Genomic DNA, 17432 nt, shown 5'->3' on the forward strand with positions numbered 1-17432 from the left:
TAAAATCTTGAGGGGGTTCCTCTTTACAGTAACTAGTATACAAAATAAAGCGTTTTCTTGTTTATCAATTTTTTTAAAATTTTTAAAAAATGTGAGGAGATTGTGCGAATTTCACAAAAAAGACCTGAAAATTCAGGCCTTTTAAGCAAAGAGCATCTGACGAATCTTCGCCAAATCCTCCATATCCAAATCATTTTTCAAATAGTAGACGGGTGTTTGTTCTTTCTTATGGATAGGGTTGTTAGTAATCAACAAATCATAATGTCGACTAGGGTCATAGGCTTCAATAGTAATGAAACGATTGTATTCCAAATACCGTTTCAAAATGGCAGCCATCCTAGAAAAGACAAGGAAACCAGATGTCAAATCCAGACCAATACTCATATGTTGGCCACCATTTTCTGCCATATACTCTATCAACTGAAGCCATTCCCAGAGAATTTTCTTATCCAAATCCGTTCCCTGATGAAAGGCTGGCAAGATATGAAAAATTCTCTCTGCAGTCCCTTTAAAATCATGTTCCATCAGCAAATAGGGATGGCGATTCTCTGTCTGGTATCTGTACTGATCTTGCAAGATATAGCCCTTGTATAGATAAACTTGACCACAGAGCTGACTGAGTTCATAGGTGACATGGTCCTCTGTGTAGTCCCCCAGCAACTCCTCTTTCTTCATCTCTTGAATCAATTGCGTCAGCAAATCGGCTAACTGCCCTCCGAAACCAAGGATATACTCCATAGTATGAAGGGGCAAAATACGATGGGAAAGGAGAAATGAAAAGAATACCATCATCTCACCGTCCTCAGTTCCTAGAGGGATATGTTGCCCAGCAAAAAAGGACGGAGCCTTTCGAAGCAAACGAAGGTAGAAAATATTGTTAAAATACCCTCGCATTTTTTCTTCTATGACTTGAAACTGACAGGCATTGACCCGAAGACGCTGTTGACTGATGTGAGCCCAGAGAACCAAGTCCAATTTCTGACCTGAAGACAAGCTAGTACCGCAGATTTCTTCTAGGGTAGCAATCTCTTGTTTTCTCTCAGCTTTCTGCATGTGACCTTCCCACTCCTGACTGGACCAAATCTTGCGGAAAAGGCAGAAATAAAAGTAACGAATCTGATGCTCTGGACCTCGCCAACGACCATTTTGGATGGATAAGTCAAACTCTGACAAAATATGATTTAGACTAGCTAAGTGGCGACCAAGCGTGGCCTCGCTAATCATCAGTTCTTGAGCCAGTTGATGGGCTAAGAACTGTTGGTGATAGAGAAGGTAAACCAAAATTTGGTACTTAATGGCATTGTCTAGAAACAAGCTCCGAATCTCTCTCCCCTTTGTGGCAGTACCGACAGACAGACGCAGGCTTTCATCATCCAAGTGGATGGTCAGCTCTAACCCTCTTTCCAAGGCATTTTCGTTAATCAGAGAGATGTACTTGGTTAGAGTCGCCTTTGAAAAGCCTGTTTCTTCCAGGGCTTCCTTGACGGTTGTCTGCGAATCTTGTAACAGAAAGGAAAGGACTAAAAATTGGCCAGATTCGGCTTTTTCCATCAAATCACCTAAATACATTTGTTACCCCTTTCATTTTCTCCTTCAAGAATAGCATAAATCTTAGAAATGCGGAAATAATCTGTTTCTCATTTTATTTTAAAGCCGATTTCCTCGTCCTTATTCCACAGAAACAGCAAACACACGACTCCCCCTTTGGGCATTTTTATGCTAAAATAGTAGCTATGGATAAAATTATTAAAACTATATCAGAAAGTGGTTCTTTTCGTGCTTTCGTCCTTGATAGCACCGAAACCGTCCGCACTGCTCAAGAAAAACATCAAACTCAAGCCAGTTCAACTGTCGCACTTGGTCGAACTCTTATCGCTAGCCAGATTCTCGCAGCCAATGAAAAAGGAAATACCAAGCTAACGGTTAAAGTTCTTGGAACCAGCTCTCTCGGTGCCATCATCACGGTCGCAGATACTAAGGGAAATGTCAAAGGCTATGTGCAAAATCCCGGTGTAGATATCAAAAAGACTGCAACTGGTGAAGTCCTTGTCGGACCTTTTGTCGGCAATGGTCAATTTCTCGTTATCACAGACTACGGTACTGGAAATCCCTACAACTCCATGACTCCTCTCATCTCTGGGGAAATCGGTGAAGACTTGGCCTATTACCTGACTGAAAGCCAACAAACTCCTTCAGCAGTCGGCCTCAATGTTCTTTTAGACAAAGACGACAAGGTCGAAGTTGCTGGTGGTTTTCTTCTCCAAGTATTGCCAGGAGCAAAGGAAGAGGAGATTGCTCGCTTTGAGAAACGCATCCAAGAAATGCCAGCCATCTCAACTCTTCTGGAAAGCGATGACCATATCGAAGCCCTCCTCAAGGCCATCTATGGTGACGAATCCTACAAACACCTATCTGAAGAAGAAATTCGTTTCCAATGTGACTGTAGCCATGAACGCTTTATGAACGCTCTTGCCAGCCTTCCAACTTCAGACCTTGAAGAAATGAAAGAGGAAGACCACGGGGCAGAAATCACTTGTCAATTCTGCCAAACTACTTACAACTTTGATGAAAACGACCTGGAGGAACTCATTCGTGACAAATCTTAATACACCTTTTATGATTGGCAATGTTGAGATTCCCAATCGTACCGTTTTAGCACCCATGGCTGGTGTCACCAACTCAGCCTTTCGTACTATCGCAAAAGAGCTTGGTGCAGGACTTGTTGTCATGGAAATGGTCTCTGACAAGGGAATCCAATACAACAATGAAAAAACTCTTCATATGCTTCATATCGATGAAGGTGAGAATCCCGTTTCTATCCAACTTTTTGGTAGTGATGAAGACAGCCTCGCACGCGCAGCAGAATTCATCCAAGAAAATACCAAGACCGATATCGTTGATATCAACATGGGCTGCCCAGTTAACAAAATCGTGAAGAACGAAGCTGGTGCTATGTGGCTCAAGGACCCAGATAAGATCTACTCTATTATCAATAAGGTCCAATCTGTCCTTGATATCCCCCTCACTGTCAAAATGCGCACTGGCTGGTCGGATGCATCCTTAGCCGTGGAGAACGCTCTCGCAGCTGAGGCTGCTGGTGTCTCTGCCCTCGCTATGCACGGTCGTACCCGCGAACAAATGTATACTGGCCACGCTGACCTTGAGACCTTGCACAACGTAGCCCAATCCCTGACAAAGATTCCATTTATCGCCAACGGTGACATCCGTACGGTTCAAGAAGCCAAACAACGTATCGAAGAAGTCGGGGCTGACGCTGTTATGATTGGTCGCGCAGCCATGGGAAATCCCTACCTCTTCAACCAGATCAATCACTACTTTGAAACAGGAGAAATTCTCCCTGACTTGACGTTTGAGGACAAGATGAAAATTGCTTACGAACATTTGAAACGCTTGATTAATCTCAAAGGAGAAAACGTTGCCGTTCGTGAATTCCGTGGACTCGCTCCTCACTACCTTCGGGGAACATCTGGTGCAGCCAAACTTCGTGGAGCCATTTCACAAGCCAGCACCCTGGCAGAGATTGAAGCCCTCTTGCAACTAGACAAAGCTTAATACACAAAAAACCGTAACTCACTTGAAGTTTACGGTTTTTTTATCCTAGGAAATCCTAGATACTATTATTGAATCAAGGCAACGTTTGAAACTTTACCATCCGCACCTGTTGTAATTTGGATGATTTTTCCTCCACCGATTTTGGCATTATACTTGCCATCATCAAGAGTGTAAGAGTAGCCTCTGATAGAATAGTTTTCTTTCTTTCCATCTGCAGTTTCTACTGTGAATTGCCCCCCTGATGAAACTGTAATGGTTTCGCCATTCGCTCCCTTCCAGTTGCCTGCAGCTGCTGAGAAGTCACCATCCACCATGGTTAAAACTCCCTTGTAGCGTTTGTTATGTTCTGCTTGCTTGTCTTGAAGTTTGCGGTCAGTTGTTGGATCATAGCTTGACTGGTTAGACTGGGCTTGAGAACCTTGCTGAGTTGACGGAGCCTGAGAAGGGGCTGGTTGACTAGGAGTTGCTTGTTCCTGTCTTGATTCAGGTGCTGGTTTCGCTTGTGACTGATCTACCGTTGTAGAAGACTGATCAGAAGATGCTTGAGCTTTTTCAGATGAAGCTGAGCTTGAAGATTTTTGAGTCTTGCTTTCTTTGTTAGAAGAAGCTACTTTAGAACTTGATGATTGGCTTGTCTTTGCAGAGCTGCTGGTTTGAGTGGTTTCATTTTTATTTCCACAAGCTCCCAGTAGCAAGGTAGAAGCCAATACAGTCGTTGCCATCAATTTGATATAGGTTTTCTTTTTCATTTTTCTACTCCTTTGTAACATTTTTGAAATGTTAAGAAATCTTTTTGTAATATAATTGTAACATTGGACTTTGAATCTGTCAACTATTTAGAGAAACTATTTTAAAAATTATTCTCTACTATCTCTATTCGTAATCGAAACGAAAAAATAGGAAAATTTCCTAGATTAGAGCTATTTTTTACATCCTACTTTTATAGTCGCTTGCGTTGTTCTAAAATAAAAACAGTCGCAACATCAAAGTAACCTAATAAGGGCAAACAAAGAGGTCGGGAACTTTTCCCGACCTCACTTTTTATTTCAATCGATAGGTTTTTCTTGGTTTCTTTTTAGGAACTCGTTTGAGTCCGACTTCTTCTACATATTCGCCGTATTTTACGAGAAAGTTATTGCTAACGATTGGGCGACCTGGGTTAATGAGATTGACCAGTTCAGTTCCTTCGTAAACAGTGAACTCTTCCTCCAGCAGATAAAGGAAGGTCGGATTCCAATCGAGACGGCCCTGGATTCGTTTGATGGACTCTTGAATAATGGCATAATGGTCAAAGGCGAAGGCACTCTCCTCCAACTCCACTCCCTCTAGGAAGCATTTGCCTGTCTGGAAATCGACATCTACGAAAACCACATCCTTAGCATCATCTCCAGCCTGAACGAGATCTAAGGCACGACTAGGTAGGTACACCAAGTGGGCAATGGTCACCGTCCAGCCACGTGGATCACGACCAGGAGTCGATACGGTCATCAATTGCTCGATTTTTTCCAAAGGTAGATCGAGATTGACTTCTTCTCTCACTTCGCGTTGACAGGCATGCGCAGCATCCTCTCCCTTATCCATAAAGCCTCCAACTAAGGCCAAACAGTTTTGATAAGGGTGAGCCTTGCGACGAATCAGCAGGAGCTTGATTTTTCCTTCTACAAAGCAGTAGGCCACCATATCCACCGTCACACTTGGTTTTTCATATTGAGGGAGTTCCTGCTTGTAGTACCAGTCTAAAAACTCCTCCTGACTGGCATGGATTTCAAAATATTCTTTTTCCGTCATCCCTGCTGGAATCTTTATGTCTGCCATCTTATGCCTCCTTTCGAACTGCCTTGGTCCATTGGTACCATCCCACTAGACTATTGAGTGTGTATACCCAGTACATCCCTTGGATGTGGATATTTTCACCCCACCAGAGGTAGATACTAAAGAGATTGGTTGCAATCCAGAAAATCCATTGCTCACGATAGAGACGTGTCATCAAGAGCTGACCAACACCATTGGTCGCATCGGTAACACTATCACGGAAAGGTCGAGCACTATTGATACTTTGATAAGCCAAGCCCATGCCAATCCAGATAATAGCAGTCAAGACCAAGTACTTGAGCCAGTCAAGAACAGATAATTTCTTAGCTTCAAAGTGGGATTCTTCTGGTTTTCCTTGGTCATTGATACGATTGGACAACCAAGCATAGAGACCAATCGGCTGCATGACAAAGAAGTAAACAGTCGTCAAGACTTCGCCATAAAAAGTCGCATTCATGGCCAAAATTAAATAAATAGCTGAGTTAATAGCCCCAAAGAGATAATTGCTTGCACGCCCTTCTGCTACCAAGATAACACAGACAATCCCAGTCCAAGATGCAAACAAGCTCAACCAGTCATGGCTTTCTGTATTTTGTGTGAACTCTAAGATCAAGGGAACACTCGACAAGGCGATGAGATACAACCACTGAAAAAGACTACGGCCGACAAAGAGATCTTTCCATAGCAAGCGCATAATTCCTGCAAAACCGATCTTACGGGCTTCTGCATGGACATTTTTAAAGTTTTCGATAAATTGTGTGATTTTTTTAGTTACTGTTTTCATCATTTTCTCCTAATCTGCTTGGTAAATGACATCAATAGCCACTTTTGCTGCTTCATAATTGCCTAGATAATCCTCTGCTAGATAAACTAAAGGAATAGTCGTTAAGTATCGCTCCCTCATCTGGTCCAAATGCTGGGAAAAACTGTAGCGAATATGGTCTTCCGCCATGGTCATATCTCTAAATCCGTCATTGACATAGGAACCGACAGGTTGCACGAAGAGAATCAAATCCCATTTTTCCTTAGCCAAGATCGAAACAAAGAGATTGTCAAAGGTTTCTCCTGATAAGTCCTCTTGGTCCTCAGTCTCCATGTAATAGTCATAGTAGCCCTTGGTTACCAAGGAGTTGGTATCGGCTATCACAAGGCCTCGATTGGCATTACTATCGATTAACTTAGAGGTCTGGTCATACTGTCCCAACAGGAGATAGTAGTAATCCTTTGGAGTCAATTCATCGTCGCGGACATTGTTTTTGATCTGGTACTCACGCGCGTATTCCAGACTGACCGGCGCATCGTAATACCTTGCCAAATCCTTGGCTAGAGTAGTCTTCCCATTGCTGGCACTTCCCATAATCAACACTTTCTTAGTAAACTGACGACGGAAGGGTTGAGCGATGTATTTCCAATATTTGCTTGGATTTTCTCGAATCATAGTCGCTGAGATACCAAACTTTCTTTCTTGCAAAACGGTCTCAAAGCCACGATTAGATAATTCTTGCTGGTAGTCACGTTCTCCCACAAAAAAGATCAGTTCTTGCTGGGCTTCATCATAGGAAATCTCCGATAACATCTGATCCAACCACTCCTGCCAGCCCATAGGGTAACGGGGAAGGTTGGTCTCATCCAACTTGCAGACAGAGGTCAACTCATCGTCACGAAAAGCCTCTCTGATATAGCGAAATCTTTTTTGAAGAGTTAAGCCTATCTGCTCCCCTCTGTCTCCCTCATAGCCTGAAACGACTACCCAGACCTGGTCACACTGACGCTTCGCTCGCTGGATCAGATCGATATGACCCTGATGAAGAGGGGCAAAGGTCCCAAATACCACTGCTGTTTTCTTTTTCATACATACTCACATTTTTATAATTTTATATATTTTTGTTTTTCTATGTTTTTATTATATCTTATATTTTTGTTTTGTCAATAGTTTTTTATTATTTTTTATAAAAAAGTAGCAAAAAAGAATCAGGATTGCTCCTGACTCTCTATTTTTAAGCAATATCAAATTTTAATTGACCAGCTTTGACACCAATCTTGAGGGTCTTGCCTGCTACCAGTTCCCCCTTAAGAAGGAGTTCTGCCAACTTGTCTTCCACCTCTGTTTGCAGTGTTCTGCGAAGTGGACGGGCACCCATTTCTGGATTGTAGCCTTGACTAGCTAGTAACTTCAGTGCCGAAGCTTGTAGTTTCAAGTCGATACCCTTCTCTGCCAGGCTAGCAATCAATGGTTTAACCATGATCTTGACAATTTCTTGCATGTGTTCGCTGTCTAAGCTGTGGAAGACCACCTTTTCATCAATACGGTTGATAAACTCTGGTCGATAAGCTTTTTTCAACTCTTCGAAGATGCGTTTTTCCATATTATCCTGGTCAAAGCGAATGTCCTTGGCCCCAAAACCAACTGTCTTGTCATCACGAAGGGCTGTCGCACCAAGGTTTGACGTCATGATGATGATGGTATTTGAAAAGTCAACCTTGCGCCCCTTGCTATCTGTCAAGACACCGTCGTCCAAGACTTGCAAGAGGACATTGAAGATATCTGGATGGGCCTTCTCTACCTCGTCAAAGAGAAGCACTGAGTAAGGTTTGTTGCGAACCTTCTCGGTCAACTCCCCACCTTCTTCGTAGCCTACATAGCCAGGAGGGGCTCCATTGAGACGGCTAGCTGCGAATTTCTCCATATACTCACTCATATCAAAGCGGATAAGGGCTGATTCGTCATCAAAGAGGACTTCTGCCAATGCCTTGGCCAATTCGGTCTTACCGACACCCGTTGGTCCTAGGAACATAAAGGAACCAATCGGACGCTTGTGACTGCGAATTCCTGACTGATTGCGACGAATCGCACGGCTAATGCTTGAAACAGCTTGATCTTGACCGATGACACGTTTGTGTAGTTCAGCTTCCAAGTTCAGATATTTCTTGGCATCAGTCTGAGTCAGTTTTTGGACTGGAATCCCTGACAAGCGACTTAAGGTAGTCAAAATTTCAGATTCTGTTACTAAGTCTTTATAGACAGGGACTTCCTGCTCTTTTGCGATTAACTGGGCAGCTTGTTTCCACTTGCCATCCATCAGGGCCTTGTCAGCTGGACTCAAGTCGGATTCGTCTGCTTTCACTTGCTTGGATTTGTTTTGCACTGTTGCTGCCGCTTCATCCAATAGATCGATGGCAGAGTCTGGTAAGTGACGACTGGTCAAGTAACGATGCGCCATCTTGACAGCTGTTTCAACAGCTTCATCTGTGATTTGCACACGGTGGTGTTTCTCATAGGTCGCTTTCAAACCTTGCAAAATGGTCATACTGTCAGCTAGACTTGGCTCTTCAATCGTCACTTTTGCAAAACGACGAGAAAGAGCTGCGTCTTTTTCGATGTGTTTTTGGTATTCTTCCTGAGTGGTTGCACCAACTGTTCTCAGAGTTCCACGAGCTAAGGCTGGCTTCAAGATATTGGCTGCATCCAGAGTCGAATCAATACCGCTACCAGAACCCATGATGGTGTGGAGTTCATCGATAAAGAGGATCACTTTGCCATCTTCCTCGATGTCCTTGATGATATTGTTCATGCGCTCTTCAAAATCTCCACGGAAACGTGTTCCCGCAACGACATTCATCAAATCAAGCTCTAGAACACGCATCTTTGCCATTTCAGCTGGTACGTCCCCACTAGCAATACGCTGGGCAAGCCCAAGTGCTAAAGCTGTTTTCCCGACACCAGCATCACCAACCAAGACCGGATTGTTCTTGGTCTTCCGACTCAAAATCTGAATCATACGTGAGATTTCCTTGTCGCGACCGATAACTGCCTCTAACTTGCCAGAACGCGCTTGCTCCGTTAGGTCATGCGTGTAGTCCTCTAGACCACCACTTTGAGCTTGAGGCATGCCCATCATATTAGCCATGGAATTTTGCTTGTCAGTTACTGTGCGATGGCGTTGACGCAAAGCCTTAAGGTCTTCTCTTGTCCAACCAGCACGTTCCTCTAAATTGCGACGAAGAGCAGCAATTCTGACCTGATCTTTCTGGTCTTCATAAGAAAAGCCTGCTCTCTCCAAGATGCGAGTTGCCAAGGCATTACCATCATGCAAGATCGCATAGAGAACATGCTCTGTCCCTAGCACCTTTGCATGGACCACTGAGGCCACATACTCTGCTTCTGCAAAGAGAACCTCCAAACGATGGGAAAAGGGCAATTCCGTAAAGGTTTCGTCTTGGCTATAGTCCGTTTCAGTCAGTTCCAACGCAACCTCTTCTAAACGGTCCATTTCATAAGGATAATCATTTAGAGTCGCACCTGCCACACTGTAACTGTGATTGGACATGGCAATCAATAAATGCCAAGACTCTAGATAACGGGCTCCAAAATGGCTCGCAACCATGTAGGCACTTTCGATACATTCATTCAATGCTTTTGAATAGTTCATCTTACTTCTCTTTTCTATCTACCTCTTGTAATAGCTGTCGGAGCATATTGGCACGGACAGCTGAGGATTCTTCCCCTAGGACACGATCTGTTGCTACAGAAGTCAGCAAGGTCATTTCCTGCTTGGTCATCAAGTCCTGCTCCACCAAAAGCTGGAGAATATCCTCATAGATTTCTTGACTAACTCGCTCACCAATCGAGTAAAGCAAATCGCGGAGCATCTCGTGATGACTGGAAAACTCAATACGCCCTATGCGAATGTAGCCTCCACCACCACGCTTGCTCTCAACTAAGTAACCTCTGCTTTCTGTAAAACGAGTCTTGATGACATAGTTGATCTGACTCGGTACAACCTGGAAGGTATCTGCTAACTGGCTCCGTTGCAATTCCACGATACCAGACTGGTCTAAAATCGCCTTGATATAGGCTTCGATATGATCTGATGTATTTTTAAATCTCATAGTGAATCAAACTCCTTCTTTGAACCTTGACTATCTTTGACTATTATACCGAAATTTTTGATTTTTTTAAAGGAAAAGGGAGCAAGTTGCGAAGATTATTATAAACTATCCAAAACAAAAAGATGGGACCGTAAAACGGTCACCATCATTTTGCTTTATTCAAAGTTAAGATTAGTCAACTTTTTTAGCACGGTATACAAGTCCTGCCAAAGCTGCAAGAACTAGACCAAGAATAGTAGAGAATGCTGTAAAGTCTGCTCCACCAGTGTTTGGCAAATCTCCCTTAGGCTGTTCACCCTTAGGATCTTCCTTAGGATCTTCCTTAGGTTCTTCTTTTTTCGGTTCAGTATACGTGTTAGTGATTGTTGGGTTGTTACCTGTAACTGTTGTTACAAGTTTGCCTGCACCGTTGTCAACCACTTCAACTGTCACTTTGTAAGAATTCTCATCATATTTGATATTCTCATCGTTACCTTTTACTTCAGTAATAGTGTAAGTGTAGACACCTGCTTTGGCGAAATCTTTTGCTTTGAAAGTAACCGTACCGTCTGCAGCATTTGTAGCTGTTTCGATTACTTCGTTACCTTCTTTAAGTTCAAACTTAAACTGACCTGCTACAAGTTCTTTTTTACCATTCAAGACTTTCTTAGCTGTTAAGTTTACTTGTGTTGAAGACGCGACATAAGTGTTGGTGAAGGTTGGGTTGTTGTCAGTTACAGTCGCAACAAGTTTGCCTGCACCGTTGTCAACAACTTTAACAGTCACTTTATGTGTGGCAGTATCATATGTCACACCTGCTTCGTTACCTGCTTTTTCAGAGATAGTGTAAGTGTGGTCGCCTGCTTCTTTATACTCGATACCTGCGAAAGCAACTGTACCGTCTACAGCGTTTGTAGCTGTTCCGATTACTTTGTCACCTTCTTTAAGTTCAAACTCATATTTACCTGCTTCAAGAGTTTTACCATTCAAGACTTTCTTAGCCGTGATGTTTACAGTTGTTGAAGCTGCTTTATATGTGTTGGTGAAGGTTGGGTTGTTGTCAGTTACAGTCGCAACAAGTTCGCCTGCACCGTTATCAACAACTGCTACCTTAACTTCGTGTTTAGCAGTATCGTAAGTCACACCTGCTTCGCTACCTGCTTTTTCAGTGATAGTGTAAGTGTGGTTGCCTGCTACTGTGTACGTGATATCTTCGAAAGTAACAGTTCCGTCTGCAACGTTTTTAGCTGTCGCAACGACTTTTTCACCTTCTTTAAGTTCAAACTCGTATTTGTCAGCTTCTAGAGCTTTACCATTCAAGACTTTAGTAGCCGTGATAGTAGCTGTTGTTGTAGCTGCTTTATATGTGTTGGTGAAGGTTGGGTTGTTGTTAGTTGCAGTTGCAACAAGTTGGCCTGCACCGTTGTCAACAACTTCAACTGTCACTTCGTGTTTAGTAGTGTCGTATGTCACACCTGCTTCGCTACCTGCTTTTTCTGAGATAGTGTAAGTGTGGCTACCTGCTTCGTTGTACTCAATTTCTTTGAAAGTAACAGTTCCGTCTGCAGCGTTTGTAGCTGTCGCAACGACTTTGTCACCTTCTTTAAGTTCGAATTCGTATTTGTCAGCTTCTAGAGCTTTACCATTCAAGACTTTAGTAGCCGTGATAGTAGCTGTTGTTGTAGCTGCTTTATATGTGTTGGTGAAGGTTGGGTTGTTGTCTTTTACATCTGCAACAAGTTTTCCTTCCCCGTTATCTGTAACGTTCACTGTTACATTGTGAGTAGATTCATCGTATGTCACACCTTTTTCACTACCTGCTTTTTCAGTAATTGTGTAAGTGTGAGGGCCCGCAGCATCATAGCTGATTGCTGGGAAAGTAACAGTACCGTCTGCTGCGTTTTTAGCTGTTGCAACGACTTTGTTACCTTCTTTAAGTTCGAATTCGTATTTATCAGCTTCAAGAGCTTTACCATTCAAGACTTTAGTAGCCGTGATAGTAGCTTTTGTTTCAGCGGCTTTATAAGTGTTGGTGAAGGTTGGGTTGTTGTCAGTTACAGTAGCAACAAGTTGACCTTGGCCGTTATCTGTAACTTTTACCTTAACTTCGTGTTTAGCAGTATCGTATGTCACACCTTTTTCACTACCTGCTTTTTCAGTGATAGTGTAAGTGTAATCACCTGCTGTTTCGAACTCGATTTCTTTGAAAGTAACGGTGCCGTCTGCAGCGTTTTTAGCTGTCGCAACGACTTTGTCACTTTCTTTTTCTTTAAGTTCAAACTCGTATTTATCAGCTTCAAGCTCTTTACCGTTCAAGACTTTAGTAGCTGTGATAGTTTTTTTATCTGGTTTAGCTTTATAAACGTTCGTGAAAGTAATGTTCTTTGTATCTGGTGTTGCAACAAGTTGACCTTGACCGTTATCTTTAACGACTACATTTACTTCATAAGCATTTGGATCGTATTCAACTCCGGCTACATCACCAGCTTTTTCAGAGATAGTGTATGTATAAGTTTTTTCTTCTGTGAGCGTAAGTTCTGGGAATTGAATCTTACCGTTTGCATCGTTTGAAACAGTGTGGAGAACTTTTCCGTTTTCTTTCAACTCAAATTCAAATTGGCCAGCCTCGATAGCTTTACCGTTCAAGACTTTCTTAGCTTCAAGTTGAAGTTTTGCTTCTTTAGCAGCGTATGTGTTTGTAAATTCTTTCTTAGAATCTTCAAATTTGACGCTTGCTAATTTTTCACCCAAAACATCTTCTACTGTTACAGTCGCTTTAAGGACGTTCGCATCATAAGTGTATCCAGGTTTGTTATCATTAACTTCTTTAATGGTATATTTAAAAGTTCCTGCTTCTTTGTATTTGATTGCCTCGAACTTCACTTTACCATTCTCATCATTTTTGACAGTTTGTAAAACATTACCTTTGTCATCTAGAAGTTGGAAACTAAATGCATCTTTTTCAAGAGCTTTACCTTCAAGTTTCTTAGTTACTTCTAGAGCAACCTCATCCGATTTGGCACCTCCACCAATACCGTCTGTTGTGGTAATTGGTGCAAAACCTTCAAAATCAATTGGTTGAGCTTCCTCGTTTGTAGTTACCGACACGTTATTTAGTACACGTTTAGTAACTTGGTCAACTGGTTTAGTCAAACGAGTACGGTATAGGATGAACAAACCTTTATGATCAAGAGTTCCATCACCATTAGGTGTAATTGAGAAATGGTTCTTATCTGTTACTTGGACATGAGCACTATCCAATTTTGTTCTTCCGTAACCATTTTCCCAGTCTGGGAAGTAGTAACCAGTGATTTCACTTGCAAGAACTTGTCCATCAGGAATAGTATCTTGGATATTTACACCAGTGTAAGATTTTGCATAGCGGTTAACACGGATACGCCAGTTTACATAGTTAGGATCGTCTGAGTCTTGAACTCCCCATTTAGTAAATCCAGTTGGGTCAACGTCTGGAACGATACGAGTCAAATGGTAAACTCCTGCACCAGGAATGTTGATTTCATATTCCTTATTCTTTTCAACATGGTCTGCCCATACTACAGTAAATGATGCAACAATTTGTTTGTTCTCATTAAACTTCTTAAAGTACTCTTCGTTTGTTACTGTAATCTTAGCAGTATTCGTTGCCTTCTCTGTTGTCAGTTTTGCAATCGTTTCACCGTTCGGAGCTTTCAAATCTGTACTAGAATCTACTTCGATTTTGAACTCATTTGGAACGTGATAAACCATGAAATCACCGTTATTCAGAGTTACATTGTCTGGGAATGCGTAAGTTGTTTTAAGATAGAACTTACCTTCTCCATATTTGGCATGATCGACTAATCGGTTCGTATTAATCGTCGGCTCTGTAGTCAAAGTGTACTCTGATTCAGTTTTTTCGGCAGCACTAACTACTCCATTAAGTCTTAGTGCAGGCAAAAAGACCGACACAACCAGTAGCAAGGCCATCAAGCCACGAAAGAGTTTACTAGTTCTCTTTTTCACCACATTATCCTCCTTATTGTCTATAATGGTTCAATTATATTATACAGGTCTATAACAGTATGTCAACTATAATGTGCTAATTTTTATATTAACTTATCAGATAGATGGATAAGTCAGCCAATCCCGCGTCCGCATAAGCTTTGAAACAATTAAATCCAAGCAGGGTTCTTTCTTGGACTTAATATATAATATTGTTCTAAGGATCTAAGTATTTAATCCTAATTCTGCCAAAATTTGACGCTTATAGGCAATTTTTTGGACTTCCTTGTCTTCGCTCTGGGACCAATCTAGTTTAACTTCAGAAACAATCTGGCCCGGCCGATTTTTCAAGATGTAGATGCGATCGCTAAGATTGAGGGCCTCCTCGATACTGTGGGTAATAATCAAGGTCGTCAACTCCAGCTGTTTGTGAATCTCCAGATACCAAGCGTGAAGTTCCATCTTGGTCATCTCATCCAAGGCGCTAAAGGCCTCGTCTAAGAGAAAGAGCTTGTGCCCGAAAAGGTAGGTGCGGAGTAAGGCTACACGCTGACGCATCCCACCACTGAGTTCATGAGGATACTTATCTCGTATAGCAGTCAGCTGAAAGGTCGCAAGGATGTCATCCGCTCGGGCAATGGCCTCCGCCTTATCCACCTTTTGAATCAAGAGGGGCAGGATGATATTGCCAAGGACTGTCTTATGCTCCAAGAGGAGATCCTTTTGCAACATATAACTCACGCGCCCCTTGGGATTCTCCTCTCCATCAAGGACAATTCTTCCCGACTGGACTTCTAAAATTCCAGCGATTAGATTAAAGAGGGTAGTCTTGCCTACACCACTTGGACCTAGGATAGAAACCACTTCACCCGAAGCCACCTGCAGGTTGATATCTTCTAAAATCTTTTCATCGCCATAGGCATAGCTGACGTGTTCTAGTCTAATTTCTGTCATTATTTCACAAATTCATTGGTGAAGCCTTTGTCAGTCAAGTCTTCTTTGAGGATACCATTTTCTTTATCCCACTTGTAGAAAGCATTCCAGCGTTCTGCGTCAAATTGTCCCCATTTTTCCTTGTCGCTTGCGTATTCTTTTGACAAGTATTTTTGAGATTCGATGACAAAGTCGCGTTTTTCCTTAAGTTCGGGGGCATTCTTGATGAGGATATCTGCAGCTTCTTCTGGGTGTTCCATAGCGTATTGGTAGCCTTTTTTGATGGCTTGGATGACTTTACGAGCTTCTTCTTTATTGTCTTTCAAATAGTCGTTGTTTGCGATGATAACTGGTGAATAGTAGTCAAACTCTTTAACGTAGTCTTTCAAGTACATGAAGTTGGCGTCTACACCTTGAGATTTGGCAAGAATACCGTCCCAACCGTAGTAGATCCAAGCAGTGTCAAAGACACCGTTGGCAATCGGTGTGATCGAGTTTGAATCGTTGTTTGGTACTTTTTCGACCTTCTCAAAGTCTCCGCCTTGAGATTCCACCAAGGTTTTCAACATAGCAAGCTCAGTCGGGTCATTCCAAGTTCCGTATTTCTTCCCAACCAAGTCTTTTGGACTGGTGACATTGTCAGATTTACGTGAGATGATTCCAGATGTATTGTGCTCAACGATAGCGGCAACGGCAGTAATCCCTGCCCCTTTTTCCAATTTCTTAGCCATGTAGTCTTGGAAATAGATAGCAAATGGTGCCTTGCCATTGATCACTAGGTCAGAAGAACTTTCTTCTGGTGGCAATTTCAAGTCAACATCCACTCCAGCTTCTTTGAAATAACCTTTTTCCTTGGCAACATAAAGCCCTGTGTGGTTGGTATTTGGTGTCCAGTCTAGGATAAAGTCAATTTTCTTGAGTTCTGCTTCTTTGTTGTCCTTAGAAGCAGTCCCTTGACCACAAGCCACAAGTACGACAGCTACAAGAGCTGTTACAATCGTTAAAAACACTTTCCATGTTTTCTTCATTTTCATTTCCTCTTTTCTTTTTCTAAAACGCTCTATTTAAGTACGTTTCCATTTGATCACATATTTTTCACTGATATCGACCAACTTCATACCGAGAAGGCTGATAAGCGACACCAGAATAATAATGGCAAACATGGTGTCATACTGAAACAGTTTCTTTGACTGAATCATGTAGACACCTAGTCCTTCAAAGCCTCCCAACCACTCAGATACCACTGTTGTGATAAAGGCATAGGAGACACTGACCCTCAGACCTGCATAAAAGTAAGGCAGACTGACTGGGATTTTAAAATGCCACAGGATTTGCCAAGGGTTTGCTCGCATCAGACTAAACAAGGTCAGCATATCCTTGTCACAGTGCCTAAAACCGTCCAAAATACTGACGATGATAGGGAAGGTTGTCGTCAGGATAATCAAGACAATCTTGGGCAAAATCCCATAGCCTAGCCACAAGACCAAGATAGGCGCTATGGCAATGGTCGGAATGGTCTGAACAACCACCATCATAGGATAAATCAAGTCATTGAGCCAAGTCAGACTATCCATGAGCACCGCCATAAGACAGGCAATCAAGACTCCTAGAACTAGACCTAGTAAAGCCACTCTCAAGGTCGCCCAGCTATGGTACCAGAGAAATTCTCTGTCACGAACAAAGGACTGGAGAATCTCAAGAGGAGTTGGCAGGATAAACTTGGGTAAAAGTTTGAATATGCCCGCTAACTGCCAGATTGACAAGACTCCTAGAAAACCCAATAGACTAATGTGTCGTCTCAGTATACTTTTCAAGTTTGTCATCAATACTTAAAATCTCTCCTACATTTATTTTGACATTGGCAAAGACATTATCTGCCTCCTGCCCGGCCACTTCAAGCGCTTCTTTGAGAATGCGCATGAGCTCATCCAACTCCCCTTCCAAGACCGTTTCAAAGGGTGTCACCACCATAGTCACGGACTGAGCCTGCAGATAAGCAATCACTTGATCGATAATAGCAATTCGATCAATCCCCTGTGATAGGGGCAAGACTTGCAAGGCAATGCTTGCTTTCATAAAATCCTCCTCTTCTCGGCTTTCCTTTTGAACAAAAAGAAAAACCTTTGCCATATATGGAAAAGGTGCAGAATTCGGCTAAGTATCGTTCCCTACGCTGGCATTACCCAGATCAGGTGCGGTCGAAGTTTAACACTTCCTCTCAGACTGTACACAGACTCCCATATCTTATATGGAATATAGTAACG

14 protein-coding genes and 1 riboswitch are annotated in these 17432 nt (G+C 42.4%); of the genes, 2 read left to right on the forward strand and 12 right to left on the reverse strand.

The genetic code is table 11. The features are described from left to right. Positions 1-141: 141 nt before the first annotated feature. Positions 142-1569 carry a helix-turn-helix domain-containing protein gene (locus NYE79_RS09720; RefSeq protein WP_216728654.1) on the reverse strand — a complete coding sequence of 476 codons (1428 nt, stop codon included), beginning with the start codon at positions 1567-1569 and terminating at the stop codon, positions 142-144. A 164-nt stretch (positions 1570-1733) separates the two neighbouring features. On the opposite strand from NYE79_RS09720, the gene hslO reads away from it, so the two are divergent. Both hslO and dusB read left to right on the forward strand, forming a co-directional pair. Continuing rightward, on the forward strand, positions 1734-2606 hold the full coding sequence (hslO, locus tag NYE79_RS09725) for an Hsp33 family molecular chaperone HslO (RefSeq protein WP_216728655.1): 873 nt from the start codon (positions 1734-1736) through the stop codon (positions 2604-2606). After that, on the forward strand, positions 2593-3573 hold the full coding sequence (gene dusB, locus NYE79_RS09730; protein WP_216728656.1) for a tRNA dihydrouridine synthase DusB: 981 nt from the start codon (positions 2593-2595) through the stop codon (positions 3571-3573). Before hslO ends, dusB begins: the two co-directional genes overlap by 14 nt. A gap of 65 nt (positions 3574-3638) precedes the next feature. Here dusB and NYE79_RS09735 read toward each other — a convergent pair whose 3' ends face one another. The 11 genes from NYE79_RS09735 to NYE79_RS09785 all read right to left on the reverse strand — a co-directional run bounded on the left by NYE79_RS09735 (position 3639) and on the right by NYE79_RS09785 (position 17244). Beyond that, positions 3639-4322, reverse strand: coding sequence for a hypothetical protein (locus NYE79_RS09735; protein WP_216728657.1), 684 nt, complete (start codon positions 4320-4322; stop codon positions 3639-3641). 292 nt (positions 4323-4614) lie between these two features. Beyond that, positions 4615-5388 carry an NUDIX hydrolase gene (locus NYE79_RS09740; protein WP_216728658.1) on the reverse strand — a complete coding sequence of 258 codons (774 nt, stop codon included), beginning with the start codon at positions 5386-5388 and terminating at the stop codon, positions 4615-4617. A 1-nt stretch (position 5389) separates the two neighbouring features. Beyond that, positions 5390-6169 carry a nicotinamide riboside transporter PnuC gene (gene pnuC, locus NYE79_RS09745; protein WP_216728659.1) on the reverse strand — a complete coding sequence of 260 codons (780 nt, stop codon included), beginning with the start codon at positions 6167-6169 and terminating at the stop codon, positions 5390-5392. A gap of 9 nt (positions 6170-6178) precedes the next feature. After that, positions 6179-7237: an AAA family ATPase gene (locus tag NYE79_RS09750; protein WP_216728660.1), complete on the reverse strand. Its 1059-nt coding sequence runs from the start codon at positions 7235-7237 to the stop codon at positions 6179-6181. Between the two features lie 145 nt (positions 7238-7382). After that, on the reverse strand, positions 7383-9815 hold the full coding sequence (locus NYE79_RS09755; protein ID WP_251464123.1) for an ATP-dependent Clp protease ATP-binding subunit: 2433 nt from the start codon (positions 9813-9815) through the stop codon (positions 7383-7385). Position 9816: 1 nt separating this feature from the next. Further along, a complete protein-coding gene (locus NYE79_RS09760) occupies positions 9817-10275 on the reverse strand; it encodes a CtsR family transcriptional regulator (RefSeq protein WP_001211262.1) in 459 nt (152 codons plus the stop codon). Positions 10276-10446: 171 nt separating this feature from the next. Next, entirely contained in the window at positions 10447-14220 is a 3774-nt protein-coding gene (locus tag NYE79_RS09765) for an FctA domain-containing protein (protein ID WP_216728680.1), read from the reverse strand. Positions 14221-14460: 240 nt separating this feature from the next. After that, complete coding sequence (locus NYE79_RS09770; protein WP_339293708.1) at positions 14461-15189, reverse strand: ABC transporter ATP-binding protein; 729 nt, start codon at positions 15187-15189, stop codon at positions 14461-14463. Then, positions 15189-16196, reverse strand: a complete 1008-nt coding sequence (locus tag NYE79_RS09775) for an ABC transporter substrate-binding protein (RefSeq protein WP_049501306.1) — start codon at positions 16194-16196, stop codon at positions 15189-15191. The genes NYE79_RS09770 and NYE79_RS09775 overlap by 1 nt, the downstream gene beginning before the upstream one ends. A 36-nt stretch (positions 16197-16232) precedes the next feature. Beyond that, positions 16233-16991 (reverse strand): ABC transporter permease, encoded by a 759-nt coding sequence (locus NYE79_RS09780; protein ID WP_161800219.1) that lies wholly within the window; start codon positions 16989-16991, stop codon positions 16233-16235. Next, entirely contained in the window at positions 16954-17244 is a 291-nt protein-coding gene (locus NYE79_RS09785) for a thiamine-binding protein (protein WP_002880743.1), read from the reverse strand. Before NYE79_RS09785 ends, NYE79_RS09780 begins: the two co-directional genes overlap by 38 nt. Before the next feature lie 72 nt (positions 17245-17316). Further along, positions 17317-17419, reverse strand: a riboswitch (TPP riboswitch). Between the last annotated feature and the right edge of the window lie 13 nt (positions 17420-17432).

It is taken from the genome of Streptococcus sp. FSL W8-0197, assembly GCF_037963785.1.
In the GTDB taxonomy this organism is placed as follows: domain Bacteria; phylum Bacillota; class Bacilli; order Lactobacillales; family Streptococcaceae; genus Streptococcus; species Streptococcus oralis_CQ.

Excerpts from the sequence above, each read along its gene's own strand:
- NYE79_RS09740 (WP_216728658.1), bottom strand. The coding sequence starts at position 5,388 with ATGGCAGACATAAAGATTCCAGCAGGGATGACGGAAAAAGAATATTTT.
- NYE79_RS09770 (WP_339293708.1), bottom strand. The coding sequence starts at position 15,189 with ATGACAGAAATTAGACTAGAACACGTCAGCTATGCCTATGGCGATGAA.
- NYE79_RS09775 (WP_049501306.1), bottom strand. The coding sequence starts at position 16,196 with ATGAAGAAAACATGGAAAGTGTTTTTAACGATTGTAACAGCTCTTGTA.
- NYE79_RS09755 (WP_251464123.1), bottom strand. The coding sequence starts at position 9,815 with ATGAACTATTCAAAAGCATTGAATGAATGTATCGAAAGTGCCTACATG.
- pnuC (WP_216728659.1), bottom strand. The coding sequence starts at position 6,169 with ATGAAAACAGTAACTAAAAAAATCACACAATTTATCGAAAACTTTAAA.
- NYE79_RS09765 (WP_216728680.1), bottom strand. The coding sequence starts at position 14,220 with ATGGCCTTGCTACTGGTTGTGTCGGTCTTTTTGCCTGCACTAAGACTT.
- NYE79_RS09760 (WP_001211262.1), bottom strand. The coding sequence starts at position 10,275 with ATGAGATTTAAAAATACATCAGATCATATCGAAGCCTATATCAAGGCG.
- NYE79_RS09720 (WP_216728654.1), bottom strand. The coding sequence starts at position 1,569 with ATGTATTTAGGTGATTTGATGGAAAAAGCCGAATCTGGCCAATTTTTA.
- NYE79_RS09735 (WP_216728657.1), bottom strand. The coding sequence starts at position 4,322 with ATGAAAAAGAAAACCTATATCAAATTGATGGCAACGACTGTATTGGCT.
- NYE79_RS09785 (WP_002880743.1), bottom strand. The coding sequence starts at position 17,244 with ATGAAAGCAAGCATTGCCTTGCAAGTCTTGCCCCTATCACAGGGGATT.
- hslO (WP_216728655.1), top strand. The coding sequence starts at position 1,734 with ATGGATAAAATTATTAAAACTATATCAGAAAGTGGTTCTTTTCGTGCT.
- NYE79_RS09780 (WP_161800219.1), bottom strand. The coding sequence starts at position 16,991 with ATGACAAACTTGAAAAGTATACTGAGACGACACATTAGTCTATTGGGT.
- NYE79_RS09750 (WP_216728660.1), bottom strand. The coding sequence starts at position 7,237 with ATGAAAAAGAAAACAGCAGTGGTATTTGGGACCTTTGCCCCTCTTCAT.